Annotated in this window: 21 protein-coding genes; 13 read left to right on the top strand and 8 right to left on the bottom strand. The window is 72.0% G+C overall.

Translation table 11 applies throughout. The annotated features are described in order from the left end of the window. Window positions 1-70: 70 nt before the first annotated feature. The 3 genes from ABD331_RS31240 to ABD331_RS31230 all read left to right on the top strand — a co-directional run bounded on the left by ABD331_RS31240 (window position 71) and on the right by ABD331_RS31230 (window position 4,081). Window positions 71-1,663: an MFS transporter gene (locus tag ABD331_RS31240; protein ID WP_344482354.1), complete on the top strand. Its 1,593-nt coding sequence runs from the start codon at window positions 71-73 to the stop codon at window positions 1,661-1,663. A 26-nt stretch (window positions 1,664-1,689) separates the two neighbouring features. Further along, window positions 1,690-2,829 (top strand): FAD-dependent monooxygenase, encoded by a 1,140-nt coding sequence (locus tag ABD331_RS31235; RefSeq protein ID WP_344482351.1) that lies wholly within the window; start codon window positions 1,690-1,692, stop codon window positions 2,827-2,829. 214 nt (window positions 2,830-3,043) lie between these two features. After that, complete coding sequence (locus ABD331_RS31230) at window positions 3,044-4,081, top strand: fatty acid desaturase family protein (RefSeq protein WP_344482348.1); 1,038 nt, start codon at window positions 3,044-3,046, stop codon at window positions 4,079-4,081. Here ABD331_RS31230 and ABD331_RS31225 read toward each other — a convergent pair. Then, entirely contained in the window at window positions 4,071-4,361 is a 291-nt protein-coding gene (locus ABD331_RS31225) for a hypothetical protein (protein WP_344482345.1), read from the bottom strand. The genes ABD331_RS31230 and ABD331_RS31225 overlap by 11 nt on opposite strands. Window positions 4,362-4,432: 71 nt before the next feature. Here ABD331_RS31225 and ABD331_RS31220 point away from each other — a divergent pair, with 71 nt between their 5' ends. From ABD331_RS31220 to ABD331_RS31210, 3 genes are all read left to right on the top strand, one after another. After that, complete coding sequence (locus ABD331_RS31220; protein ID WP_344482342.1) at window positions 4,433-5,017, top strand: hypothetical protein; 585 nt, start codon at window positions 4,433-4,435, stop codon at window positions 5,015-5,017. Window positions 5,018-5,108: 91 nt separating this feature from the next. Further along, window positions 5,109-5,678, top strand: a complete 570-nt coding sequence (locus tag ABD331_RS31215) for a copper resistance CopC family protein (protein ID WP_344482339.1) — start codon at window positions 5,109-5,111, stop codon at window positions 5,676-5,678. Beyond that, window positions 5,668-6,669 (top strand): hypothetical protein, encoded by a 1,002-nt coding sequence (locus ABD331_RS31210; protein WP_344482336.1) that lies wholly within the window; start codon window positions 5,668-5,670, stop codon window positions 6,667-6,669. The genes ABD331_RS31215 and ABD331_RS31210 overlap by 11 nt, the downstream gene beginning before the upstream one ends. A 12-nt stretch (window positions 6,670-6,681) precedes the next feature. On the opposite strand, the gene ABD331_RS31205 is transcribed toward ABD331_RS31210, so the two are convergent. Then, on the bottom strand, window positions 6,682-7,674 hold the full coding sequence (locus ABD331_RS31205; protein WP_344482334.1) for an aldo/keto reductase: 993 nt from the start codon (window positions 7,672-7,674) through the stop codon (window positions 6,682-6,684). A 2-nt stretch (window positions 7,675-7,676) separates the two neighbouring features. Continuing rightward, the gene (locus tag ABD331_RS31200; RefSeq protein ID WP_344482331.1) at window positions 7,677-8,276 is read right to left on the bottom strand and encodes an NADPH-dependent FMN reductase; all 600 of its coding nucleotides are present in this window, start codon (window positions 8,274-8,276) and stop codon (window positions 7,677-7,679) included. Window positions 8,277-8,378: 102 nt separating this feature from the next. Between ABD331_RS31200 and ABD331_RS31195 the strand changes: the two genes are divergently transcribed. After that, a complete protein-coding gene (locus ABD331_RS31195) occupies window positions 8,379-9,236 on the top strand; it encodes a helix-turn-helix domain-containing protein (protein WP_344482328.1) in 858 nt (285 codons plus the stop codon). Window positions 9,237-9,407: 171 nt separating this feature from the next. On the opposite strand, the gene ABD331_RS31190 is transcribed toward ABD331_RS31195, so the two are convergent. From ABD331_RS31190 to ABD331_RS31175, 4 genes are read right to left on the bottom strand one after another with little or no spacing between them, the layout of a single operon-like run. Beyond that, window positions 9,408-11,312 (bottom strand): hypothetical protein, encoded by a 1,905-nt coding sequence (locus ABD331_RS31190; RefSeq protein ID WP_344482325.1) that lies wholly within the window; start codon window positions 11,310-11,312, stop codon window positions 9,408-9,410. 38 nt (window positions 11,313-11,350) lie between these two features. Next, window positions 11,351-11,968 (bottom strand): pentapeptide repeat-containing protein, encoded by a 618-nt coding sequence (locus ABD331_RS31185; RefSeq protein WP_344482322.1) that lies wholly within the window; start codon window positions 11,966-11,968, stop codon window positions 11,351-11,353. A gap of 23 nt (window positions 11,969-11,991) precedes the next feature. Further along, a complete protein-coding gene (locus tag ABD331_RS31180) occupies window positions 11,992-13,152 on the bottom strand; it encodes a cation:proton antiporter (protein ID WP_344482319.1) in 1,161 nt (386 codons plus the stop codon). A gap of 6 nt (window positions 13,153-13,158) precedes the next feature. After that, window positions 13,159-13,641 (bottom strand): cation:proton antiporter regulatory subunit, encoded by a 483-nt coding sequence (locus ABD331_RS31175; protein ID WP_344482316.1) that lies wholly within the window; start codon window positions 13,639-13,641, stop codon window positions 13,159-13,161. 273 nt (window positions 13,642-13,914) lie between these two features. On the opposite strand from ABD331_RS31175, the gene ABD331_RS31170 reads away from it, so the two are divergent. From ABD331_RS31170 to ABD331_RS31160, 3 genes are all read left to right on the top strand, one after another. After that, on the top strand, window positions 13,915-14,559 hold the full coding sequence (locus ABD331_RS31170) for a response regulator transcription factor (RefSeq protein ID WP_148435837.1): 645 nt from the start codon (window positions 13,915-13,917) through the stop codon (window positions 14,557-14,559). A 94-nt stretch (window positions 14,560-14,653) separates the two neighbouring features. Beyond that, window positions 14,654-15,073: an ATP-binding protein gene (locus ABD331_RS31165; protein WP_344482309.1), complete on the top strand. Its 420-nt coding sequence runs from the start codon at window positions 14,654-14,656 to the stop codon at window positions 15,071-15,073. 69 nt (window positions 15,074-15,142) lie between these two features. After that, window positions 15,143-16,171 carry a PAS domain-containing sensor histidine kinase gene (locus ABD331_RS31160; protein WP_344482306.1) on the top strand — a complete coding sequence of 343 codons (1,029 nt, stop codon included), beginning with the start codon at window positions 15,143-15,145 and terminating at the stop codon, window positions 16,169-16,171. A 7-nt stretch (window positions 16,172-16,178) separates the two neighbouring features. Here the strand turns inward: ABD331_RS31160 and ABD331_RS31155 are convergent, their stop codons facing one another. Continuing rightward, window positions 16,179-18,476 (bottom strand): phosphoketolase family protein, encoded by a 2,298-nt coding sequence (locus ABD331_RS31155; protein ID WP_344482303.1) that lies wholly within the window; start codon window positions 18,474-18,476, stop codon window positions 16,179-16,181. A gap of 89 nt (window positions 18,477-18,565) precedes the next feature. Here ABD331_RS31155 and ABD331_RS31150 point away from each other — a divergent pair, with 89 nt between their 5' ends. From ABD331_RS31150 to pgi, 3 genes are all read left to right on the top strand, one after another. Continuing rightward, a complete protein-coding gene (locus ABD331_RS31150; RefSeq protein WP_344482300.1) occupies window positions 18,566-21,661 on the top strand; it encodes an NACHT domain-containing protein in 3,096 nt (1,031 codons plus the stop codon). A gap of 23 nt (window positions 21,662-21,684) precedes the next feature. Then, a complete protein-coding gene (locus ABD331_RS31145) occupies window positions 21,685-23,391 on the top strand; it encodes an IlvD/Edd family dehydratase (protein ID WP_344482297.1) in 1,707 nt (568 codons plus the stop codon). Between the two features lie 107 nt (window positions 23,392-23,498). Continuing rightward, entirely contained in the window at window positions 23,499-25,130 is a 1,632-nt protein-coding gene (gene pgi / locus ABD331_RS31140) for a glucose-6-phosphate isomerase (RefSeq protein ID WP_344482294.1), read from the top strand. Window position 25,131 lies beyond the last annotated feature (1 nt).

Below are 25,131 nucleotides of genomic sequence, written 5' to 3'. Positions count from 1 at the left end.
CGAGACACGTCAGCTGCGCCCCTCGCACCGCCGGAGCGTGCGAGGCGGCAGGCCATCCATAGGAGGACACGTGCGTTCGTCACCAGCGGCCGTCAGGGGGACGGGCTCGACCGGCGCGGACCGGCGTCACGGTGTGATGCTGCGCCTGGTCGGTGCGGGTGTCATGTTGACGGTGATGGCCGACACCACGGCCACCACCCTGGCAGTGGGAGTGCTGCGCTACACGCCCGCCGGCGCCGGCATGCCGCTGGGCGACCTGGTGTGGCTGACCAGCGCGGCGTTCATCCCGATCGCGGCCCTGCTGGCCACCGCCGGCCGCTGGGCCGACCTGTTCGGCCGCCGGCGCGTGCTGGCGGTCGGGCTCGTCGTGTTCGTGCTGGGCGGGATCGCCACCGTCACCGTGGAGCCCTGGTCGTACGTGCTGGCCGCACGGGCCGTCCAGGGCGCGGGAGCGGCGGCGATGATCCCGGCCAGCCTCGGGCTGCTGCTCGGCGAGCTGCCGGAGTCGCAGCGCCGCGGCGCGATCGCACTGTGGAGCTCCGCCTCCGGGCTGGGCTGCCTCCTCATGCAGGCGGGCGGCGGCTGGCTGGCCGCCACCGTCGGCTGGCGGGCGCTGTTCGTCCCCGACGTCGTCATCGGCGTCCTGCTGCTCATCGCGTGCGTGGCGCTGCCCTCCGGGCGGCGCACCACCGCCAAGGGCGTGCCGGACGTGCTCGGCGCCTGGCTGCTGGCCGCCGGGATCGCCGTCGTGGTCCTGGCCATCTCCAAGGCGATGGCCTGGGGGATGGACGTGGTGTGGCTGGCGCTGGCCGCGCTGGCCCTGCTCGGCGGCGCGTTCGCGCAGGCCAGGCACCACCGCCTGCCGGCGATCGACCTGGCCCTGTGGCGGCGGCCCCGGTTCGTCTGGGGCTGGCTGGCCACCTGGGGCTTCGGCGCCCTGTCGTACGGGCTGCTCACCGTGCAGCCGCTGTACCTGCTGCACCTCGGCTACCCCATGCTCGAAGTGGCGATGTGGCTGACCCCCACGTCGGTGGCCGTGGTCGTGACGAGCTTCCTGGCCGGAAAGCTCCTCAAGCGGGTCGGCGCGTACGGCCTCATCTACGCCGGCTCGCTGCTGTGCGGCGGCGCCTGCGTGCTCGTGCTGACGCAGGCGGGCCCCACCGTGTGGGGCCTGGTCGCCAGTGTCGTGGTGGGCATGGGGGTCGGCGCGCTCGCGCCCGGCACCTCCGTCGCCACCACCCTGGCCGCCCGCCCGCACCAGTACGCCTCCGCCGTGGGCGCGGCCACCATGGCGCGCATGGTCGGCGGCGCCGTCGGCGTCGCGGTGGTGTCCGTCGTGATCGACCACCCGTTCATGACAGGCCCCTTCGCGGGCCTGGCCGGCGCGCTCGCCCTGTGCGTGGCCATCTCTGTGCTGATCGGAGCACTGGCCCTGACCAAGATCACCCGGCTGCGGCCAGATCCGGGCGACGTCATGATCAAGGTGCCCCGCAGGCTGCTGCTAGAGCTGCGCATGACCCTCGCCACCGTTGCGGCGGAGGCCGACGCGCTGCTGCCAGTCGAGACCCGCACACCCTCCGCAGACCCCCACCTGGACCCTGTCCCGCGGCCGCGGACGGCCGAACCCGGCCCCCTCGCGGGTACCCGCGGGCATACGCACTAGTTCAACCATTCGAAAGGGCTCTCGTCATGGCAACCACATCGTGCGACGTAGCCATCGTCGGCGCCGGGCTCGGCGGCTGCTTCCTGGCCTTGCTGCTGGGTCGCCGCGGCCTGAACGTCGTCGTCATCGAGCAGGGACCCTCCGTCCCGAGCGCGGGCGCCGACTTCCTCAAGCCCCCCGGCCTGCGTGTGCTGGCCCGGCACGGGCTGGCCGGCCTCGTCGAACGCCATGGCCTGCGACGCGACATCATCCGCTACTACCACGATGGCGACCCCATCCAGGAGTGCCGCTTCCCCGACGGCGGCTTCCTCATCCGTCCCTACAGGGAACTGGTCGAGCTGATCTACACCTCATGCGCGATGCAGGGCGTCGAGTTCTGGTTCGACGCCAGCATCGGCGACATCGCGGTAGGCGAGGACCGCATCGAGGAGCTCGTCCTGTGCGACGGCCGGAGGCTGCGGGCCGGCGTGGTGATCGGCGCCGACGGCACCAAGTCCGCCGTGCGGCAGGCGCTGGGCATCGAGCAGTTCACGATGCCGTACGAGCGGCTGCTCATGCGGGTGGCGACCGTGCCGCTGAGCGCCAGCGTCGCCCAGCTCAACCGGCTGTACTTCAGCTCCGAGGGCTGGCTCACCTACCTCTATCCGATCAACAGGGACCAGGCCCGCGTGTTCGTCGGCTTGCCACCCGAGGACGACAAGGAGATCTTCCAGGACGGCATCCCCGCACTGATCGACGAGCTGAAGAAGTTCGTGACCGACAGCTCGGACGCGTTCAACTCGCTGCAGCCCGCCACCTGGCAGCGCATCAAGGTCTCGTCGCTGCGGGTGGAGGCGTACCACAAGGGCAACGCCGCGCTGCTCGGCTCGGCCGCGTTCGCCTGCCACCCGATGACCGGCATGGGCATGAGCTACACGCTGCACGACGCCGAGATCCTCGCGGACGTCATCAGCGCGGCGGGGCACGACCCCGAGCTGCTCGACCGGCTGCTGCACGCCAGGTACGAGCCGCGCAGGCACGCGCACCGCCAGCTCATCGACTACGGCGACGCGCTGGCCGCGACCTTCCGCGACCGTGCGGCGTACCTGGCGGCCTTCCGCCCGGACCTGCACGTCCACGGCGAGGCGGCCGCGCCGGAGCCGCTGCCCGAGCTGCAGTTCGCCTGAGCCGGCGCCCCCGCCGCCCGCCATTCCCCACCAGGTGAGAGTCGTCGTCCAGTGCCACGCTGAGTGCGATGGGCCGGCCCGATCCCAGGCGGCGGGGACGCCCAACGGTAGGGCGTGCACTACCGGAAAACCGGGTGACAGCCGGGGTCCGCCGGACGCCTCCACTCGCGATGCTGGGGAGAGATCATCCCTCCTCGGCATCGGAGACGAGAACGTGACTGTGGCAGAGACCTCCCGCCCGGCCCCTGCACAGCGGGGGAGCGACTTCGCGCGGCTCTCGCGGCGCATCGCCGAGGCCGGGCTGCTAGACAAGCGGCCCGGCTACTACGCGATGCGGATCGGCCTGGTGGCCGCCCTGTTCGCGGGCACCTGGGCGGCGTTCGCCGCGCTCGGCGACTCCTGGTGGCAGCTCGGCGTAGCGGCGCTGCTCGCGGTGGCCTTCGCCCAGGTCACGCTGCTCGCCCACGACTTGGCGCACGGGCAGATCTCCCGCTCCAGGCGGGTCAGCAGGATCGCCGGGCTGATCGTCGGCAACCTGGCCGTCGGGCTCAGCTACGGCTGGTGGATGGACAAGCACACCCGCCACCACGCCAACCCCAACCACGAGGAGCACGACCCGGACGTGGCGCCCGACGTGCTCATCTGGTCGCGGCGGCAGGCCGAGGCCAGCCGGGGGCTGCCCCGGTTCGTCGGACGGTGGCAGGCGTTCCTGTTCTTCCCCCTGCTCACCCTCGAAGGCGTGAACCTGAAGGTGTCGAGCTTCCGCGCGCTGCGCAGGAAGTCGCTGAAGAACCGGGGGACCGAGGGCGCCCTCCTGGCCGCCCACGTGCTGGCCTACCTCGGAGCGCTGCTGCTGGTGCTGCCGCTGCCCAAGGCGCTGCTCTTCCTGGCCGTGCACCAGGCCTGCTACGGCGTCTACCTCGGCTGCACGTTCGCGCCCAACCACAAGGGCATGCCGGTGCTCACCGCCGAGGACGAGCTGGACTTCCTCCGCAAGCAGGTGCTGACCTCACGCAACGTGCGCGGCGGCCGGCTGGTCAACACCGCACTCGGCGGTCTGAACTTCCAGATCGAGCACCACCTGTTCCCCAGCATGCCCACCGCGAACCTGCGCAGGGCGCAGCCCATCGTGCGCGACTACTGCGCCTCGCTCGGCGTCGAATACGTCGAGTGCGGGCTGCTGGAGTCGTGGGGGCAGGCGCTGCGCCACCTGCACGAGGTCGGCGAGCCGCTGCGCCGGGTCACTCCGTGACGACGAGCTCCAGGCCGTTGAAGTCCTCCCTGACCTGGTGACCCGCCTCGATCAGGACCGTCCGCAGCGCGAGCAGGACCGCGGAGCGGATGGTCGCGTGCCGGACGAGCTGGTCCGCTGAGGTGCCCCAGGTGATGACGACCCCGCGCGTGGGATCGTGCCATACTCCGAGCCCGCCATCGGCGGACATCAATGAAGGCTCTACAGTGAAGCCCGCGTCCATCAGCTCCCGGCGGACCGTGCGTTCCAGGTCCTGGCCGGCGCTCGTGGCGATGTCCATCGAAGTCCGCTGCCCTCACACGCGCGGTTCGAACCTCGGCGGGCCGGCGACCCTGTGAAAAGATGTCGGCTGTGTCCGCCCCACCGCCTTCCTCGCCGCCCCCGGTGGCGTCCGCGGTGCTGAGGCTGTCGCGGGCCGTGGTGTTCGCGACGGTCTGCGGCGCCGTGTCGGCGGGCGGGCACGTGCTGGCCGGCGGCGGTGCGGTGCCGTTCGAGGTCTACCTGGCCGGGGTGCTGGCCGCGCTCGGGCTGGCGTACCTGATCGACGGACGCGAGCGCGGGCCCGCGGCCGTGCTCGCCGCGACCGCCGGCACCCAGCTCGTCCTGCACCAGCTCTTCGAACGGCTCGCGCCCGGCACCGCGTTCGACCAGCACCACGCCGGGCACGGGCATCCCGCGCCCGGCATGGTGCTGGTCCACCTCGTGGTGGCGGGGCTGACGGCGTGGTGGCTGCATCGCGGCGAGAGCGCGCTGTGGCTGATGATCCGCCTGTACGGGACGCCGCGCCCGGTCGTGCGGCTGCTCGTCACCGCCCCCGTCGCGGACGGCGTGGGGGCGCCGTCGCCCAGGTGGCGGCCTTCGGCTCCCGGCGTACTCGTGCGTCCTGGCCGGACGGTCTCCGGCACGATCAGCAGGCGAGGGCCACCCGCGGTCTGAACGCCGCGCTTCCCTTTTCCTGCCCTTGCCTGTGTCCGGACGTCCGGCGCCACGGGCGCGGTCGTCCGGAAGATCATTTCGGAGACCTGTCATGGCATTTCGCAAGGCCCTCATGACCGCACTCGCGTGCGTCCTGCTGTTCGCCCTGCCCGTTTCGCCCGCCTACGCCCACGACACGCTCAAGCGCAGCTCGCCCGCCAAGGACGCCGAGGTCACGTCGGTCGAGGAGATCGAGCTGGAGTACAGCGCGAGCGTCAAGTTCCCGTTCGTCGTGCTGCACGACGCCGCCGGGAAGGAGGTCGCGCTGGGCAAGCCGCGGCTGGCCGGGGCGGTGGTGTCCACCGAGGTGCCGCAGCCGCTCGCGCCCGGTTCGTACGTCATCGCGTGGCGTGTCGTCTCTTCTGACGGGCATCCCATTGAGGGTGAAATCCCCTTCAGCGTGAAAGGATCAGCTACGGCATCCGCTTCGCCCGCGGGAGCGGCCTCCGGCACGGAGGCGGCCCGGCCCCCGGCGGTCGCCGGAGAGCGGCCCGCCGCCGCCTCGGCCGGGGTTCCCGGCTGGATCTGGGGCGGGCTGGCGGTGCTGGTGGTGCTGGGCGCGTTCGTGCTGATCAGGAGCTCGCGCCGGAGGCCCGATCGGGAGGACGTGCATGCGGATTGAGCAGGCCAGACGGGTCGCGCAGGAGTGGGTGCGGGAAGAGGGCGCGGGGCTGCCCGGGTTCGGCGGGGCGTTCCTGACGGGGTCGGCGCTGTGGGCCGACCCCGGGGAGGAGCTGGCGCCGACCTCCGACGTGGACGTCATGGTGGTCGCGGAACCGTCCACCCACATAGCCCACATCGGGAAATTTCCGTATAAGGGGGTGCTGTTGGAGGTGTCCTCCACGGCGCCCCTCGGCTCCCCGCACGAGATCCTCAGCGACTACCACCTGGCGGGCAGCTTCCACCTGCCCTGCGTGCTGGCCGACCCGTCCGGGCGGCTGACCGAGCTCCAGCGGATCGTCTCCCGCGACTTCGCCGAACGGCCCTGGATCCTGGCCCGCTGCACCAACGCCATGGACCGGGTGCGCGGCTGGATCAACGGCATGGACGGGTCCGCGCCGCTGCCCGAACAGGTCACCGCCTGGCTGTTCGGCACCGGGGTGACCGCGCACGTCCTGCTCGTGGCCGGGCTGCGCAACCCCACCGTCCGCCGCCGGTACGCCGCCGTCCGCGAGCTGCTCGCCGAGCACGGGCGGCTCGACTTCCACGAGAGCCTGCTCGGCCTGCTCGGCTGCGCCGACTTCGGCCCCGGGCAGGTGCGGCGGCACCTGGCGGCGCTGGCCAAGGCGTTCGACGCGACCGCCTCCGTGCGGGTGCCCGGCTACCGGTTCGACTCCGACATCTCCGCCGCCGCCCGGCCCGCCGCCATCGACGGGAACATGGAGCTCATCGAGCGGGGCCTGCACAGGGAGGCGGTCTTCTGGCTGGCGGCCACGTACGCGCGGTGCCTGGCCAAGCGGGCGGCGGCCGGGCTGCCCGCGGAGTACGCGGAGGAGTTCCACGAGCTGCTGGCCGACCTGGGGGCGGACACGTTCGCCGCCCGGCGGCGCCGCGGGGACCGGGTCCTCGCGGCACTGCCGGGGCTGTGGCAGACGGCCATGGCGCTCTGCTGAGTCGGGTTGCGCTCAGCGGCCGTCCAGGCGGGGGAGCGCGTCGCCGTAGATGTCCGGGCTGCGATCCACCTCCCCGACGAAATCCCCGGGGAACCCCAGGTCGAACTGCACCGCCGCCTCCAGCCGCCGCATCGCCTCCTCGGGCAGAACCCGCGCCGTGTCCGAAGCCCCCAGGTTGTCCTTGAGCTGCGCGGCGCTGCTCGTCCCGAGAAGGGGATGCACCCCGCGCCGCACCGCCCACGCGATCGCGACCTGCGAGGCCGTGACGCCCAGCTCGCCCGCCACCTCCAGCACGGCCCGCACCCCGGCCCGGTCCCGCTCGCTGATCGACTCGGGGGACACGCGCGAGGCCGCCGCGCCCGGCTCGGCGTACCGGCCGGACAGCACGCCGTGCGCCAGCACTCCCCACGCCGCCACGCTGATGCCCAGCCCCTGGGCCATCGGCAGCAGCTCGCGCTCGATGTCGCGCCGCAGCAGGCTGTACGGCACCTGCAGCCCCGCGAACGGCGTCCACCCCCGCCACTCCGCCAGCGTGTTCGCCCGGCTCACCACCCACGCGGGCGCGTCGGAGATGCCCACGTAGAGCACTTTCCCCGAGCGGACCACGTCGTCCAGCGCCCGCATCGTCTCCTCGATCGGGGTGTGCCGGTCCCACACGTGCACCCAGAGCAGGTCGAGGTAGTCGGTGCGCAGCCGCCGCAGGCTCTGCTCCAGCGACAGGACGAGGTTCTTGCGGTGGTTGCCGGCGGCGTTGAGGTCGGTGCGGTCGCGGGTCGGCGTGTACTTGGTGGCCAGCACGAAACGGTCGCGGCGGCCTTCCAGCAGCTCGCCGACCACGTTCTCGCTCTCGCCGTACATGGAGGCCGTGTCCACGACGTTGCCGCCGGACTCCTCGTACAGGTCGAAGATCTGCCGCACCTCGGGCGAGACCTCGCGGTAGGTCATCGCGCCCAGGAACAGCTCCGACACCCGCAGCCCGGTGCGGCCCAGCAGCCTGTACCGCATCGTCAGGCCGCCTGGTAGGGGACGGCGAGCCTGGCCTGCCGCAGCGCGGTGCTCCACCAGCCGAGCTGGTCGAGCAGTGCCTTGGCCGCGGCCTGCGCGCCCTCGGCGTCGCGCGTCAGCGTGCCGTCGGGCTCGAAGCGGGTCCAGTGCTGGTCGAAGCTGATCCAGTTGCGGATCGTCACGGCGTGCAGCTCGTTGAACACCTGCCGCAGGTGCTCGGCCGCGCGGATCCCGCCGCCCTGCCCGCCGTACGAGATCAGCGCCACGGGCTTGGCCTGCCACTGCGTCAGGTGCCAGTCGATGAGGTGCTTGAGCGCGGCGGGGTAGCTGTGGTTGTACTCGGGCGTCACCACCGCGAACGCGTCCGCCGCCGCCAGCCGCCCGGCCAGCAGCCGCATCTCCTCCGAACGGCCCGACACGTCCATGAGCAGGTCGGGCGCGAGCGGCAGCGCCGCGGGCAGGGCCGTGTCGGCCGGGTCGATCACGTCCAGGTCGAACAGCCCGTGCGTGGACGCCTGCCCGGTGAACCATCGGGCGATCCCCGGGCCGTAACGCCCCTCGCGGACGCTGCCCGAGATCACCGCCAACTTCATCTTCGTCATGGGCCCCAGCCTGCCGAACCGCCGTGCCCGCAGGGAGACCGCGCCCAGACTGGCCCCGGGAGGGCCACGCTAAGCGGGAGCGGGATCCGTAAAATCGGAGCCGTGAGCGAGAACGAGCTGGGCGCCTACCTGCGCCTGCGCCGCGAGGCACTCAAGCCCGCCGACGTCGGCCTGCCCCCGGGCGGCCGGCGCCGCACGCCGGGGCTGCGCAGGTCGGAGCTGGCCACGGTGGCGGGGGTGAGCGTCGAGTACCTGACCAGGCTGGAGCAGGGCCGCGACCGCAACCCGTCCGTGCAGGTGCTCGTGTCGCTGGCCGACGCCCTGCGCATGACCCCCGACGAACGCATGCACCTGCGCCACCTCGCCAAGGTCACCAGCGGCGGCATCGCGCTCTGCCCTGCCGCCTCCCAGGCGCCCGCCCGCGCCGTCCGGCCCAGCGTGCGCGCCCTGCTGGAACGCCTGGAGCCCGCGCCCGCCGCGCTGCTCAACCGGCTCGGCGAGGTGATCGCCCGCACCACCGGCTTCGAGCGCCTCTTCGCCCCCATCGGCCTGCTCGACGACGACCCGCCCAACCTGACCCGGTACGTCTTCACCGACGTGCGGGCCAGGATCGCCTTCCCCGACTGGGACAAGGTGGCCGACGAACAGGCCGCCGCCCTGAAGTACGAGGCGGGGCCCGACGACTCGTGGGCGGGCGAGCTGATCGACATGCTGTCGTTCGCGGCGGGCGAGGCGTTCACCGAGCGCATGGCCCGCACGGCGGGGCCGCCGCGCCTGGCGCCCGTCCAGCGGATGGCGCACCCGGGGGCCGGTGAGCTGCGGCTGGCCCGCGAACCGCTCGACCTGCTGACTGACGACCAGCGGATCCTCGTCTACCTGCCCGCCGACGCCGCCACGGCCACCGCCCTCGACCGCCTCACCGGCCGCCACCCGGGCGCCCTGCGCGCCGTCAGCGCCTGACCGCCCTGCTTGAAGGGCGTGCGGCGGGGTAGCGGACCGGCATGAGGCGGGGAAACTGGGAGGTCAGACCGCTGGGCGGCTGGATGGGCTGCCTGGTGATGATTCTCGTGTCGGTGGTCCTGTCGGTGGTCCTGACGATCGTCGTCAACCTCCTGCTCTGAGCGATGCCGCTCAGGCACGGCGCAGCGTCCGGGTGAGCCCTGCGGCGATCGTCGTGGCCAGCACCCAGCCCGCCGCGATCAGCCCGTACGCCAGCCACTGCGTCCCCCCACCCGGGTTGAACGCCTTCTCCTGCCCGAAGTCGATGATCGGCAGCAGCAGGTCGAGGCTGTACATGAACGCGTTGAAATCCGGCGCCTCCCCGCGTTTCAGCGCCGGCGGCTGGACGAGCTGGAACACCACGGTGCCCACCGCCAGGAGCGCCACCAGCCAGGCCGCCGCCCGCAGCGGGCGGAAGCCGTAGCCGACGGTGGCGTCCTGGAGGTGGCCCCAGAAGCGGGCGTATCCGGGCAGGGTGCCGCGGCGTTGTTGTTGCCCGGCGAGGAGGGTGGCGCGGGCGTCGGCCTCGCTGCCGAGCCGCCGGTACATGGCGGCGAGCTGCTCGTAGGCGTTCGGCAGGTACCCTTCTGGGTCGCGGCGCAGCCAGGCGAGCCGTTCGGCGGCGGGCAGCATGGGCTCCAGCACCTCGTACGACAGCCCGTCCATGCACAGCTCGTCCGGCCACACGGCGGCGTCGTCCTGGAGCACGCCGATCCTGGCGTGCCGCAGGTCCACCGCGCCCCGCACCGGCTCGGCCGTGCGCATGGCCAGCTCGCGCACCTCCAGGCGGCGGCAGGTGAGTGCCTTGCCGCCGGGCGCCTCCAGGGTGGCGTCGTCGAAGCACAGGCGGCTGCCGATCTGCGCGTACGTGAGCCGGATCCGGCCCTGGGCCGAGAAGCCCTCGCAGAGGTTGAGCACCTTGCCGACCGTGATGCCGTTCGCCGACAGGGCGGCGCCGCCCGGGTTGACCAGCGTGGCGCCCTTGAAGTGGGCGGGGCCGGAGATGGAGGCGTCGGTCAGGCTGATCTCGCCCTCGGCCGACATCCCCTCGCGGGCCAGCAGCGCGCCGTCCAATGTCAGGCGGTCGCCGCGCAGGGCCACGCCGCCGGGGGCGCGCAGGCGCGCGCCGTCCAGGGTGAGCGCGCGGCCGACGGCGGCGCCCTCCAGCCAGACGGTGCCCTCGGTCTCGACGCGTGACAGGTGCAGGCCGGCCTCGGCGTTCAGGCCGCCGCCGTGCAGGGCGAGCCCGCCCGGGTTGCGCAGCACGGAGCCGCGCAGGGTGAGCGGGCCGCAGACGCGGGCGAAGCGGAACGACACCTCGCCCTCGACGGTCATCGCCCGCGCGAACAGGCCCACCTGGACGACCAGGTTCGAGCCGCCGAGCGCCAGCCCGCCGGGGGCGCTGAGCCGGGCGCCTTCGAGGTTGACCGCCGCGCCGATCCTGGCGGCGGTGAGGATCATCTCGCCGTCGCAGCGGAACCCGTCGCGGGCCAGCAGGTTGCTGCCGACGTCGAGGTGCTCGGCGTTGAGCGCTGCGCCGGCGGCGGGCTCCAGGTGGGCGCCGTTCAGCGAGAAGTTGCTGCTGATGCGGGCGCTGCGCAGGCGCAGCTCGCCGGTGACGTGGCAGCCGGTCAGCCGCAGGTCGCCCTCGACCTGGAGGTTGGAGGCGATCAGGCCGGGCAGGGCGCAGCCGGCGAAGCTGAGGAATCGGGTGCGGGCCTGGTACAGGTCGGGGGTCTCGTCGAAGACGCAGTCGCGGAAGGTGACCGGCAGGTCCACCTCGCTGAACGCCAGGTGTAACAGGCCGGTGACGCGCGCCCCCGACAGGCGCAGGGCCGGTTTGTCCGCCGGGCCGGTGTACTCGCCGAGCAGCAGCTCCGCCAGCACCTCCGCCCGGACGGCGCGTCCGGCGCCCCAGGCGGCGGCGTTGGCCGGGGAGTCGTGGGCGGGGTCGCCCGAGCGCAGGTCCACGTCCTGGCCGCGGCGGATGGCGGTGGCCACGGCCTGTTCGGCGGCGGTGAGTTCGGCGTTCGGCACACGGACATCCTCCTGCACGGCACGCACCGCCGCGGTCGTCAGTCCCGTACGTCGAAGCCCAGCGCGCCCGCCACCACCGTCGCCTGGAACGGGTCGATGATCGCCCCCGCGAGCGTCACCTCACGCGGATCCAGCGTGCTCAGATCGCTGCCGCGCAGGTCACACCGGGTCAGATCGGCCTCGCGCAGCCACGCCCCGGAAAGATCGGCCCGCCGCAGCTCGGCCCCCTCCAGCCGGACCCCGGAGAGGTCGGCCTCGCGCAGCCGTACGCCGCGAAAGGCGCTGCCGCGCAGGTCGGCGCCGGCCAGCCCGACGTAGGACCAGTCGCCACCCTCCACCTTGAGCAGCCCGAACGTGCAGCCCTCGAACACGCTGCCCGTCAGCTTGCAGCTCTCGAACGTCGCGTCGAAGAGCGAGCAGCGCGAGAACACGCAGTTCAGGAAGCGCGCGTCGGTGTGCGTGGACACGTTGAACCGCACGTTCCTGAACTGGCACTCCTCGAACGACGAGCCGTGGTCGACCAGCTCGGTCATGTCCACGTCCTGGAACAGCACCCTGTGATGGATCTCGCCGGAGATCTCGCGGCCGTCCCAGTCGGCGGACCTGATCGTCGTCTCGGTGGGCGGCGCCGGGGCGCCGTGCCTGCGCTCTGCCATGCGAACAAACTAGCGGATCACGCTCAGGCGCGCTTGGCGATGGCGGTGATGAACGGCTGCACCAGCTTGGCCGCCAGGGGGCCGAACGCGGCCAGGATGAGCACGTACGCGGCGGCCAGCGCGCCCAGGTCGGGGTGCACGCCCGCGCCGACGGCCAGGCCGGCGATGACGATGTTGAACTCGCCGCGCGGGATGAGCGCGATGCCGGCTCGCGCCTGGCCGGCTTTGGCGATGCCCGCGCGTCTGGCCGCGTACATGCCGGTCAGCAGCTTGGTGACCATGCTGACCAGGGCGAGCAGCGCGGCGAGGCCGGCCACCGGCAGGATCGCCTTCGGGTCGGTCTGCAGGCCGAAGAAGACGAAGAAGACGGCCGCGAACAGGTCGCGCAGCGGCGCCAGCAGCGCGTGCGCGTCCTCGGCGAGCTGGCCCGACAGTGCGATGCCCACCAGGAACGCGCCCACCGCCGCCGACACCTGGAGCTGCTGCGCGAGGCCGGCGACCAGCAGCGCGAGCCCGACCACCTTGAGCAGCAGCACCTCGGAGTTGGGGCTGGAGACGAACGCCTCGATGAGGCGTCCGAACCGCAGCGCCACGACCAGCACCACGCTCACCGTGAGCAGCGCGATGCCCACGGAGATCGCGCCCTGCACGAAGCTGAGCCCGGCCAGCAGAGTGGTGAGGACCGGCAGGTAGACGGCCATCGTCAGGTCCTCGAACACCAGCAGCGACAGCACCGTGGGCGTCTCACGGTTACCGAGCCACCCCAGGTCGGACAGCACCTTGGCGGTGATGCCCGAGGAGGTGGCGTAGGTGACGCCGGCCATCGCCACGGCCGCGACGGGCCCCCAGCCGAGCAGGAGCGCGCAGATGGCGCCGGGGGCGGCGTTGAGCACGAGGTCCACGATGCCGGCGCGGGCGTTGCCCGTCAGGCTCGTGACCAGCTCGTCCGCGTTGTATTCGAGGCCGAGCGTGAGCAGCAGCAGGACCACGCCCAGCTCGGAGCCGATCTCGAGGAAGTCCGTGCTCGTGGCCAGCGGCAGCACGCCGCCGACGCCGAAGGCGAGACCGGCTATCAGGTAGAGCGGGATGGGCGAGATGCCCGCGCGCAACGCCAGCGCGCCCAGGATCCCCAGGCCGAGGAGGACAGCACCGAACTCAAGGAAGACGATCGCGGTATGGTGCACCCGCGGCTACCCGTTCGCCAGGATGTCGGCGACCTCTGCGGTGCTCTCCTCGCTGCCCACGACGACCACGACGTCACCGGCGGCGAAGGGGAACTCCGGCCCGGGGCTGGCGAAGACCTGCCCGCCGCGCACCACCGCGACGATGGAGGCGCTGGTACGCGTCCGCACGCGCGCGTCCCCCATCGGGCGGCCCGCGTAGGGGGAGCCGTCCGGGATCGGGAGCTGCACGCTGACCAGGCCTTCCACCTGCTGGTGTAGCTGGTTGAGCCGGGCGACGATCCGTGGCGCGCCCAGCAGCTCGGCCAGGGCGTCGGCCTCCTCGTCGTTGAGCTTGACCGTCTGGCAGACGGCGTCCGGGTCTTCCTTGTCGTAGATGACCAGGTCCCGGCGGCCGGTGCGGTGGGACACGACGCCAACCCGTTGTCCTTTTCGGGTGGTGAAATCGTGTCGTAGCCCGATTCCCGGCAGTGCTGTTTGTTCGACCTCCACCTAACCCACCCGTCCAGATCCGCACATTTCCGGACAACCCTACCAACGTCATGGGCCGGTTAGTTATGGGTCAATTGAGCGTAGCGAGGGGACTCGTTGGGGTTTGCGTCACTTTCGGGTCATTTTTGCGCAGGAGGTCCCACCAGCACCGCGCGTGTGACAGCGACCTGCGGCAGACGCGCCGCACGTGCAAGACTGCTCTAGGTGCCCGGACCACGGCGAGGCAGCACAGGCACCCGCCACCGACTCAGCGACCCCCAGGGACTACGCACCATGCCGACCGCCGCTCCGATCCGGCTGGTTCTCGTGGAAGATCACGCCATGGTGGCGGAGGCCATCGGCCTGGCGCTGGGCAGGGCGCCCGACATCGAGGTGGTCGCGCAGTCCGGCAGCATCGCCGGAGCCCTGGCCGACACCGGCAGGTGCCAGCCCGACGTCGTCGTGCTCGACCGCAGGCTCCCCGACGGCGACGGCGTGGCCGCGATCGGCCGGCTGGCGGCAGTGGCGCCGAGGGCGCGGGTGCTGGTGCTGACCGGCGAGGCGACCGCGTCCGTGGCCGCCAGGGTGGTGGCGGCCGGTGGAGCGGGGCTGGTGGTCAAGTCGTCGCGGCTGGGCGAGCTGGAGTCGGCGGTCCGGGAGGTGGCCGCCGGCGGGGTGGTGTTCGCGCCGGGCCTGCTGCCCGGCGTGCTCGACCGGCTGACCGGCCGCGCTGGTCACGTGGGCTCCGCACTGACCGCCCGCGAGCGCGAGACGCTGCTGCTCCTGGCCGAGGGCGCCAGCACGTACGAGATCAGCGACCGGCTCGGCGTGGCCAGGAACACGGCGCGCAACCACGTCCAGCACGTGCTGGAGAAGCTGGGCGCCCGCTCGAAGCTGGAAGCGGTGGCCCTCGCCCGCCGCGACGGCTTGTTGGATTGACGCATTTGTACTAGTCCGGGTCCCACAACTGCATCAGGTGTCCTGAGGCGCTTGCGTCTCGTGACCAGCCACGCGGCTCCCCGAGAGTAGATGCGTGGAAGGTGAGGAGGCCGAGCGTTACCAGGTGGACACCAAGTTGCCGGAGGAGATGGGCAGCATCACGGTGGCACGCCGCCTGGCGGGAACGGTCCTGAAGGAGTGCGACTACCAGGGGCGTCACGAGGACGTCCTGCTCGTCGTGTCCGAGTTGGTGACGAACGCGCTCGTCCACGGTGACGGCTCGCCGGCGTTACGCGTCAGGGCGAGCGTGTCGCAGGTGCGGATCGAGGTGGGCGACACCGGTGTCGCGCTGCCCGAGACCCGTGAGCCGGGGCCGCTGAACGGCTGGGGGCTGCACGTCGTCCGGCTGCTGTCCACCGGATGGGGCATCTCGCCCGGCCAGGACGGCAAGGTGGTGTGGTGCGAGCTGGCCGCCCGGCTCGCCCCGATTCAGGTGCGGCCGTCCGAAGCGTGAGAGGGCCCGCGACGGTGGCTCTGCGTTGATCGGGTTTGGCTCTGCGCTCATGTCGTGCAAGGCTGCGGTATGCCCGAGCACGATCCCTCGCGGGACGATATGCGGCTGCTCGTCCAGAGCATTCGCGACTACGCCATCTTCATGCTCGATCCCCGCGGCGTGATCGTGAGCTGGAACCTCGGGGCCGAACGCATCAAGGGATACACCGCCGACGAGATCATCGGCACCCACTTCTCGGTTTTCTACCCGCCCGAGGCGATCGAGCAGGGCACCCCCGCCGCCGGCCTGCGGGCGGCCGCCGCCGACGGCCGGTGGGAGGAGGAGGGCTGGCGGGTGCGCAAGGACGGCACCCGCTTCTGGGCCAGCGTGACCCTCACCGCCCTGTACGACGAGAGCGGCGGCCTGCGCGGATACGGCAAGGTGACCTGCGACCTGACCGAGCGGCGCAGCATGGCCAGAGCCCTCGACGAGCGCGGCATGCTGCTGGCCCGCCTCGTCCAGGCGCAGGAGCGGGAGCGCCGGCGCATCGCCTCCGACGTGCACGACGACACCATCCAGTCGATGGTCACCGTCGGGATGCGGCTGCGCCTGTGGGGCCAGGAGCTGCCCGAGGAGCACGCCGGCATGGTGCGGGCGCTCGGCGGCGTCGTGGACGGCGCCGTGCGCCGCCTGCGCGAACTGGCCTTCGAGCTGCACCCGCCGACCGACGGGCTGATGGCCGGGCTCAACGACTACCTGCGGGAGCTGATGCCGGGCGAGGGCCTGGCCTTCGAGCTGAACGGCCGCCTCGACGCCGAGCCGCCCTATGAGGCGGCGGTGACCGTCTACCGCATCTGCCAGGAGGCGCTGACCAACGTCCGCAAGCACGCCGGGGCGAGCCGGGTCGTCGTGGAGCTGGCCTCGCTCGACCGGGGCGTGCACGTCCGCGTCCGCGACGACGGCACGGGCCTGGCCGCCAAGGACGGCGAGGCGATGCACTACGGGCTGGCCGAGATGCGGGAGCGGGCGGAGGCGGCCGGCGGCTGGTGGACCATCGACGGGCCGCCCGGCGCGGGCACGACGGTGGAGTTCTGGGTCCCCGCCGTACCGCGCGGCTAACCGGTGTTCAAGAGGGGTGCGGCCACGTCCACGACCTGATGTCGGCCGGGTCCTCGCCGTGGTCCCGCGTGTACGCGCGGGCCCGCAGCCGCTCGTCGCTCATGTGCTGGCGCAGGTGCGCCGCCTTGCTGCCGAGCCCGGGAACCCGGTCGATGACGTCCATCACCAGGTGGAAGCGGTCGATGTCGTTGAGCATGCACATGTCGAACGGCGTCGTCGTGGTGCCCTCCTCCTTGTAGCCGCGCACGTGGATGTTGGCGTGCCCGTGCCGCCGGTAGGTGAGCTGGTGGATCAGCGACGGGTAGCCGTGGAAGTTGAAGACGATCGGCTTGTCGACGGTGAACAGCGTGTCGAACTCGGCGTCCGGCATGCCGTGCGGATGCTCCGACGGCGGTTGCAGCCGCATCAGGTCGACCACGTTCACCAGCCGGACCTTCAGCTCGGGCAGGTGCTCGCGCAGCAGCGCGGCGGCGGCCAGCGTCTCCAGGGTCGGCACGTCGCCCGCGCAGGCCAGCACCACGTCCGGCTCGCTGCCCTCGTCGGTGGAGGCCCACGGCAGGATGCCCAGGCCGCGCGTGTTGTGCGCGATGGCCTCCTCCATCGTGAACAGGTCGAGCACCGGCTGCTTGCCGGCCACGATCACGTTCACGTAGTCGCGGGAGCGCAGGCAGTGGTCGCCCACCGACAGCAGCGTGTTCGCGTCCGGCGGCAGGTAGACCCGCACCACCGAGGCCTTCTTGTTGACCACCACGTCGAGGAAGCCCGGGTCCTGGTGGCTGAACCCGTTGTGGTCCTGCCGCCACACGTGCGACGACAGCAGGTACGTCAGCGACGCCACCGGCCGCCGCCACGAGATCTTCTGCGACGACTCCAGCCACTTGGCGTGCTGGTTGAACATGGCGTCCACGATGTGGATGAACGCCTCGTAGCAGTTGAACAGCCCGTGCCGCCCGGTCAGCAGGTAACCCTCCAGCCAGCCCTGGCACAGGTGCTCGCTCAGCACCTCCATGACCCGGCCGCCCGCGCCCAGGTTCTCGTCCGTCGGCAGCGTCTCGGCGTCCCAGGCCCTGTCGGTCACCTCGAACACGTCCGACAGCCGGTTCGAGGCCGTCTCGTCCGGCCCCATCAGCCGGAACGTGCTCGGGTTGGCGGCGATCACGTCCCGCAGGAAGCCGCCCAGCACCCGCGTCGGCTCGCTCGCCTGCTCCGCGGGCGCCTTGACCTCCACCGCGAGCCTGCGGAAGTCGGGCAGCCGCAGCGGCTCCAGCAGCTCGCCGCCGTTGGTGTGCGGGTTCGCGCTCATCCTCCGCTCGCCGCGCGGCACGGTCGCCAGGACGTCCTCGACCGGCTTGCCGTCCGAGCCGAACAGCTCCTCCGGCCGGTACGAGCGCATCCACTCCTCCAGCATGGCCAGGTGGCCCGCGTTCTCCCTGACCTTGGCCAGCGGCACCTGGTGCGCGCGCCACGTGCCCTCGACCGGCTTGCCGTCCACCTCCTTCGGCCCTGTCCACCCCTTCGGCGTGCGCAGGATGATCATCGGCAGCCGGTCGGCGTCGCCCGCCTTGTACGCCGCCATCTCCTCGAACGCGGTGTCCAGCGCGCCCGCCATCTCCCCGTGGTCGGCGCCCACCAGGTGGGGACGGTAGCCGTACCCCTCCATGAGCTTGAGCAGCTCCCGCTCGGGGATCCGCGCCAGCACCGTCGGGTTGGCGATCTTGTAGCCGTTCAGGTGCAGGATGGGCAGCACCATCCCGTCGCGGCGGCGGTCCAGGAACTTGTTGGAGTGCCAGCTCGCGGCCAGCGGGCCGGTCTCCGCCTCGCCGTCGCCGATGACGCACGCCACGACCAGATCGGGGTTGTCGAACGCGGCGCCGTACGCGTGCGCCAGCGCGTACCCCAGCTCGCCGCCCTCGTGAATGGAGCCCGGCGTCTCCGGCGCGACGTGGCTCGGGATGCCGCCGGGGAAGGAGAACTGGCGGAACAGCCGCCGCATGCCCTCCACGTCCTGCGACACGTCCGGATACCGCTCGGAGTACGACCCTTCGAGCCACGCGTGGGCCACCGCCGCCGGGCCGCCGTGGCCGGGGCCCGCGATGTAGATCATGTCCTGGTCGCGTTCGCGGATCACCCGGTTGAGGTGCGCGAAGCAGAAGTTCAGGCCCGGCGTCGTCCCCCAGTGGCCGAGCAGGCGCGGCTTGATGTGCTCGGGGCGCAGCGGCTCGGTGAGCAGGGGGTTGTCCAGCAGGTAGATCTGCCCGACGGACAGGTAGTTGGCCGCCCGCCAGTACGCGTCAATACGATCCATGCCCCTGCCCCTTCCTCCGCAGAGACACCTGAACCTTCTCTCGACGTGTTCGCCCCCATTGGTGACACTTTTCATGGACGGGAGGGGCCATGCCACTGGACGCGCAACTCCTCGAAGTGCCGGAAGGACTGGTGGCGATCGCCGGAGGCGTCGCGGGCATCCTCACGCTGGTGTTCGAGATCGCGCTCTTCTCCCGCCAGGAGCACGCCCTGTTCCGGCGGGTCACCGGCGGCATCGAGCTCGTGGCCGGGCTGGCCATGGTGTCGGGTGGCGTGGCCCGGCAGCTCACGCTGGGACTGCCGCCTCGCTGGGAGCACTGGCCCGCCTACCTCGCGGTCGTCGGGGTCGTGTTCGTCGTGCGGGGCGTCATCAGGGTCAGGACGGCGGGCGTCGGCCGCGAGGCCGACGACGTGCACGCGCTGGCGGGCCGCGTCGAGGAGGAGGTCTGGCTCTTTCCGCCCGATCGGCTGACGCCTGATTCGTACGTGCCGCTGGATCTGCGCCGCCCCTCCTACGGCCGGTATCCGCGCCCGCGCGACAGGGAGGCCGTCGCGGAGCTGACCCGCTGGCTCCGGAGCGCCAGGAGAAAGCCCTGCGTGCTGTACGGCGAGTCCGGCTCCGGCAAGTCGGTGGTCCTGCGCAGGCTCGCCAGGGACCTGGCCGCCCACGCCCGGCGGCGGCGACGGCCCTCCCTGGTGGCCGTCTACGTGGATCTGGAGGCGATGCCGTCCAGGCAGGAGGGAGACCAGCGGTCGGACGAGGAACTGCTGCGCGACCACATTCGCACCCAGCTGGGCGGGAACGATCCCGAGATGCTCAGGCGGCTGGACCGGATCTTCTCCGGCGGCTACGGCTCCGTCATCTGGGCCTTCCTGTTCGACGGCTTCGACGACTTCGTGTCCGCCACGCAGTCGGCCACCAAGGAGGACACGGCGCAACGGTGGCTTCAGGCCATCAACCGGCTGAAGGACGGCTCGGAGACGTTCCGCGTCGTCGTGGCCGCCAGGGATCGGCTGGTCGCCCGCCGGCTGGGCTGGCCCGTCCTGGCGCTGTCACCCCTGACGCTCGCCCGCCAGGTCGCCTTCGCCAGGGAGCTGGGCCACGAGGGGATGCGCGGGCTGCTCAGGAACATGAACGCCGACGACGGGCTGCGGCCGGTCGTGACCGTGCCGCTCCTGCTCAACCTCCTGCTGCTGCACCTGCGAGAGAGGGGCGGCACCGACGGCGAGCTCCGCCGGGACGCGCTCGTGGAGGCGGCCGTGCTGCAACGGCTCGGTCACCTGGACAGCGCCCGGCGGGAGGCCGTGCTGCGTGCCGGACAGGACGCGGCATACCCGTACCCACCGGCCTCCGTGGCCGCTCCCGCCGCGGACTCGCCGCTGAACGAGCTCGTCAAGGCGAACCTCGTCCGGTGGCGCCATGACCGGATCGAATACGTCAGCAAGATTGTGGAGGACTACTTCGTCACGGGAGGCCTCATTCGCTCGGGCCGGGTGACCGACGCCCGGCGGCTGTTCCAGGACGGCCGCCATCTGGGGGCGCTGACCGCCGTGCTGCGGCGCGCGGGTGACGACCCCGCCGACCCTCTCCGGCGGGACGTCATCTCGGCGGCCACGACCCTGTTGCAGGACGTCGTCGAGACGGCGGGCTCCGCCGACGACTACCGCGCGCACCTGGCCCGCGGGCCCAAGGAGCCGTTCCCGCCGCGCGGACGCACCTTCGCCTGGCCGCCGGTGGCCCTCGGTGTACTCCACGTGATCCTCGACTCGGGCATCGCCCTGGACGAGCCGGAGCTGAGCCCCATCCGCGAGGCCGCGGCCCGCATGGTCGTGGCCGCGTTCGCCAGCGGTGCCGGGCTCGACCAGCGCTACGCCCTGGCGCTCCTGCCGCTGCTGGACGTGGACGTCGCCCTGTGGGCCGTGCTCCGGTCCGGTGCGGCCGACAGCGCGGTCCGCGGCGGGCCGTACGAGCTGCTCGCCATCGGCGCGAAGGTCTACGAAAGGCTCACGATCCCGCAGCGGCTCGTCGCGCTCGCCAAAGCGATGCGAACGCGCCGGGCCGTGGAGCGCGCGTTGACGGGAAGGACACGCCCGGGGATCGCGGCGGTCATCCGGTCGGTGATCCGTGCGTTGCAGCTCTTCGGCGCCGTGTTGTTCGTGGTCTTCCTGGTACAGGTCGTCGAGCTGGCCGCCACGGGAGATCTCGTGGCGGCGCTGCTCGAGTCCGTCATGATCCTGCTGCCCGTCGCCTGGTTCCTGGTCTCCTCGGCAGGCGTCCTCGGCCGGCCGTCGACCTTCTCGACGTTCCTGCTCGCCTTCCTGGCGGCCGTGGTCGCGGCCGGGGGGCTCTGGCGCGCCGTGGTGGCCCTGGCCTCCCTCGATCCCGTCACCATCCTGGGCGGCCTGGTCGGAGCGACCATCGTGACGTGGCCGTTCGCGCGGGTGATGGACGTGATCATGTTTCCTGAGCAGCGCGCCTGGCACGATGTCGTCCTGCCCCAGATCCGAGTGCTCAGGGAGGCGCACACGAGGCTGGTGCGCCAGGGGCTGCGCCAGCGCTACGAGCAGCTTCAACTGCTGATCAGGGAAGGCAGACCGCTGAAGGGCACCTTCCCCCTGTTCGTCGTCCTGATCTTCGCCGGCGTCTCCATGCTGGACCTGCCCGGGATCGAGGGCGAGGCGGAAACGGACCGGAAGCTGCCGATCCTCGGCTGGGTCCTGGGCGTGGCCTGCGCGGTGAGATACGGCTCGGCCGCCCTGCGCGTGCTCGCCGAGCGCCGCGACATGCGCAGGCACCTGTCGCGGGGCGCCTTCGACCGGGACGAGGTGCTGGCGCACCTGAACCGTCTCACCAGTCACGAGCGCACCGCCCGCTTCCTCAAGAACCTGTGCGCCTCCCCGCCAGAGCAGCTGAGCGGGGTCGTCAGCGTCCTCGTCGATCTCGACCGGACGTTCGACCAGGTCATCAGGCTGGTACCGGCGGGGACGACGAGGCGGGTGCCGCCGGCCGTGTGGGAGGTCGGGCTCGACTTCGACACGCCCGGGTTCCGGACCTGGCTGGTGGCCTACGACGCGGCGCATCCCGGACGGCTGAGCTGGATGGTCAGCGACCCCGGGCGCATCTTCCCGGTCAGCGCGTGCCTCAGGCGCCTCGGCGCCGAGCGGATGCCCATTCCCCGGGACTGACATATACCGTTAAAGTGCCGAACATGGAGTTCAGGAGCTCGCGCTGGTATTCGGGAAACGACCGGAACTCCTACATCCACCGGGCCTGGATGCGCCGCGGCCTGCCCTCCGAGGCGTTCGAGGGCGGCAAGCCGCACATCGCCATCGCCAACACCGCCTCCGACCTCACCCCCTGCAACTCCCACCTGAACGAGGTGGCCCAGAGCGTCGTGCACGGCGTGTGGGAGGCCGGGGGAGTGCCGCTCAACCTGCCCGTCGTCTCCCTCGGCGAGACGAACGTGCGCCCCACCGCCATGCTGTGGCGCAACCTGGCCGCCATGGCCACCGAGGAGATGCTGCGCGCCAACCCCATCGACGGGGTGGTGCTGCTCGGCGGCTGCGACAAGACGATCCCGTCGCTGCTCATGGCCGCCGCCTCCGTGGACCTGCCCGCCGTGGTGGTGCCCGGCGGCCCGATGCTGACCGGCCACTTCCGCGGCGCGCCGCTCGGCTGCGGCACCGACGTGTGGCGGCTCAGCGAGGAGGTGCGCGCGGGCACCCTGTCGCGGGAGGCGTTCCTGCGCTCGGAGTCGTCCATGATCCGCAGCCGCGGCCACTGCAACACGATGGGCACCGCCTCCACGATGGCGTTCATGGCGGAGGCGCTCGGCATGACGCTGCCCGGCACCGCGGGCACCCCCGCCCCCGACAGCCGCCTGCTCGAACGCTCCCACGAGACCGGCCGCCTGGCCGTCGAGCTGGTCCTGCACGACCGCCGTCCCAGCCAGGTCATGACCAGGGGCTCCTTCCTCAACGCCATCGTCACCCTGGCCGCCGTCGGCGGCTCCACCAACGCCGTCGTCCACCTGCTGGCCATCGCCGGGCGGCTCGGCGTCGAGCTGAGCCTGGACGACTTCGACCGCACCGGCTCCGGCGTCCCCCTGCTGGTGGACCTGCAGCCGGCCGGGCGGCATCTCATGGACGACCTGTTCAGGGCCGGCGGCCTGGCCGCCGTGCTGAAGGAGGTGGAGGACCTGCTCGACCCCGGCGCGATCACCGTCACGGGCAGGCCGCTCGCCGAGCACCTCGACGGGGCCGAGATCTGGGACGAGGACGTCATCAGGCGCCGCTCCAGCCCGCTGCTGCCCGATGCCGGCATCGCCGTGCTGCGCGGCAACCTCGCGCCCTCCGGCGCGGTGATCAAGCCCGCCGCCGCCTCGCCCGAACTGCTGCGCCACCGGGGCCGCGCCGTCGTCTTCGACAGCGTCGAGGACGTGCACGCCCGGCTCGACTCGCCCGACCTCGACGTGGACGAGACCTCGGTGCTGGTGCTGCGCGGCTGCGGCCCCAAGGGGTACCCGGGCATGCCGGAGGTCGGCAACCTGCCGCTGCCCGCCAAGCTGCTGGAGAAGGGCGTGCGTGACATGGTGCGCATCAGCGACGCCCGCATGAGCGGCACCGCGTACGGCACGGTCGTCCTGCACACCGCGCCCGAGGCGGCGGTCGGCGGGCCGCTGGCCAGGGTGCGCACCGGCGACCCCATCGTGCTCGACGTGGCCGCCCGCCGCCTCGACGTGGACGTCCCCGACGCCGAGCTGAACGCGCGCGAGCCCGTCACGAACGGGTACGCCAGGCCCGCGCGCGGCTGGGAGCGCCTCTACGTCGAGCACGTCACTCAGGCCGACCGCGGCGCGGACCTCGATTTCCTGATCGGATCGAGCGGCGACCGGGTGGGCCGCGAATCCCACTGAGCTGATAAAACACCGCTCCGCCATGCGCGGAATCAACGGCGGGGGGTAGGCAGTTACGGGACGATGGAACCAGGCATGATCGGTTTGGCGACGCGAGGAGGAAACGCGTGAACGGCGACATCACCCAGACCCAGGAATGGGCGTCCCTGGGTAAGCACCACGAGGAGCTGGCGGGCAGGCATCTGCGTGAGCTGTTCGCGGAGGACCCGGGCCGGGCCGAGCGGATGACCGTGACGGCGGGCGACCTCTACCTCGACTACGCCAAGCACCGCGCCACGCAGGAGACCATCGGCCTGCTCACCGCTCTGGCCGAGCGGGCCGGGCTGCGCGAGCGGGTGGCGGCCATGTTCTCCGGCGAGCACATCAACGTCAGCGAGGACCGTGCGGTCCTGCACGTCGCGCTGCGCATGCCCCGTGACGCCAAGCTCGTCGTGGACGGGCAGGACGTGGTGTCCGACGTGCACGAGGTGCTCGACAGGATGAGCGCCTTCTCCGACCGGGTCAGGTCGAAGGAGTGGAAGGGCGCCACCGGCAAGCCCATCGAGACCGTCGTCAACATCGGCATCGGCGGCTCCGACCTCGGGCCCGCCATGGCGTACGAGGCGTTGCGCGACTACGCCGACGCCGGCATCACCGCCAGGTTCGTCTCCAACATCGACCCGGCCGACATCACCGGCAACCTCGCCGGCCTCGACCCCGCCACCACGCTCTTCGTGGTCAGCTCCAAGACCTTCACCACGCTGGAGACGCTCACCAACGCCAGGGTCGCGCGCCGCTGGCTGGTCGACGCGCTCGGCGAGGACGCCGTCTCCCACCACTTCGTGGCCGTCTCCACCAACGCCGCCAAGGTCGCGGAGTTCGGCATCGACACCGCCAACATGTTCGGCTTCTGGGACTGGGTGGGCGGCCGCTACTCCTACGACGGCGCCATCGGCCTGTCCCTGATGATCGCCATCGGGCCCGAGCGGTTCCGCGAGATGCTGGCCGGCTTCCACACCATCGACGAGCACTTCCGCACGGCCCCGTTCGAGGCCAACATGCCGGTGCTGATGGCCCTGCTCGGCATCTGGTACACCGACTTCTTCGACGCCGAGACCCGCGCCGTGCTGCCCTACAGCCAGCGGCTGCACCGCTTCCCCGCCTATCTGCAGCAGCTCACGATGGAGTCCAACGGCAAGTCGGTGCGCGCCGACGGCAGCCCCGTCGCGGTCAAGACCGGCGAGATCTTCTGGGGCGAGCCGGGCACCAACGGCCAGCACGCCTTCTACCAGCTCCTGCACCAGGGCACCCGGCTCGTCCCGGCCGACTTCATCGGCTTCGCCGAGCCGTACGAAGACCGCGAGGGCATGCACGACCAGCTCATGGCCAACCTCTTCGCCCAGACGACGGCGCTGGCGTTCGGCAAGACCGCCGAGGAGATCGCCGCCGAGGGCACCGCGGCCGAGATCGTGCCGCACAAGGTGATGCCGGGCAACCGCCCCACCTCCACCATCCTGGCGCCCAAGCTCACCCCGTCCACGCTGGGGCAGCTCGTCGCGCTCTACGAGCACATCGTGTTCGTCGAGGGCACCGTCTGGGGCGTCGACTCCTTCGACCAGTGGGGCGTCGAGCTGGGCAAGAAGATGGCGCTCGACCTGGCGCCCGCGCTGACCTCCGACGAACCGCCCGCCACGTTCCCCGACCCATCCACGGAGCGGCTGATCCGCAAGTACCGGGAGCTGCGCGGAAGGCGCGTCTGAG

This window comes from Nonomuraea monospora (assembly GCF_039531895.1).
In the GTDB taxonomy this organism is placed as follows: domain Bacteria; phylum Actinomycetota; class Actinomycetes; order Streptosporangiales; family Streptosporangiaceae; genus Nonomuraea; species Nonomuraea monospora.
The sequence above is the reverse complement of the archived record's forward strand: the minus strand, read 5'-3'. Positions and strand labels throughout refer to the sequence as shown.

Coding starts and splice junctions, on each gene's coding strand:
- ABD331_RS31235 (WP_344482351.1), top strand. CDS start 1,690: ATGGCAACCACATCGTGCGACGTAGCCATCGTCGGCGCCGGGCTCGGC.
- ABD331_RS31225 (WP_344482345.1), bottom strand. CDS start 4,361: ATGGACATCGCCACGAGCGCCGGCCAGGACCTGGAACGCACGGTCCGC.
- ABD331_RS31215 (WP_344482339.1), top strand. CDS start 5,109: ATGGCATTTCGCAAGGCCCTCATGACCGCACTCGCGTGCGTCCTGCTG.
- ABD331_RS31210 (WP_344482336.1), top strand. CDS start 5,668: ATGCGGATTGAGCAGGCCAGACGGGTCGCGCAGGAGTGGGTGCGGGAA.
- ABD331_RS31205 (WP_344482334.1), bottom strand. CDS start 7,674: ATGCGGTACAGGCTGCTGGGCCGCACCGGGCTGCGGGTGTCGGAGCTG.
- ABD331_RS31200 (WP_344482331.1), bottom strand. CDS start 8,276: ATGACGAAGATGAAGTTGGCGGTGATCTCGGGCAGCGTCCGCGAGGGG.
- ABD331_RS31185 (WP_344482322.1), bottom strand. CDS start 11,968: ATGGCAGAGCGCAGGCACGGCGCCCCGGCGCCGCCCACCGAGACGACG.
- ABD331_RS31170 (WP_148435837.1), top strand. CDS start 13,915: ATGCCGACCGCCGCTCCGATCCGGCTGGTTCTCGTGGAAGATCACGCC.
- ABD331_RS31160 (WP_344482306.1), top strand. CDS start 15,143: ATGCCCGAGCACGATCCCTCGCGGGACGATATGCGGCTGCTCGTCCAG.
- ABD331_RS31155 (WP_344482303.1), bottom strand. CDS start 18,476: ATGGATCGTATTGACGCGTACTGGCGGGCGGCCAACTACCTGTCCGTC.
- ABD331_RS31150 (WP_344482300.1), top strand. CDS start 18,566: ATGCCACTGGACGCGCAACTCCTCGAAGTGCCGGAAGGACTGGTGGCG.
- ABD331_RS31145 (WP_344482297.1), top strand. CDS start 21,685: ATGGAGTTCAGGAGCTCGCGCTGGTATTCGGGAAACGACCGGAACTCC.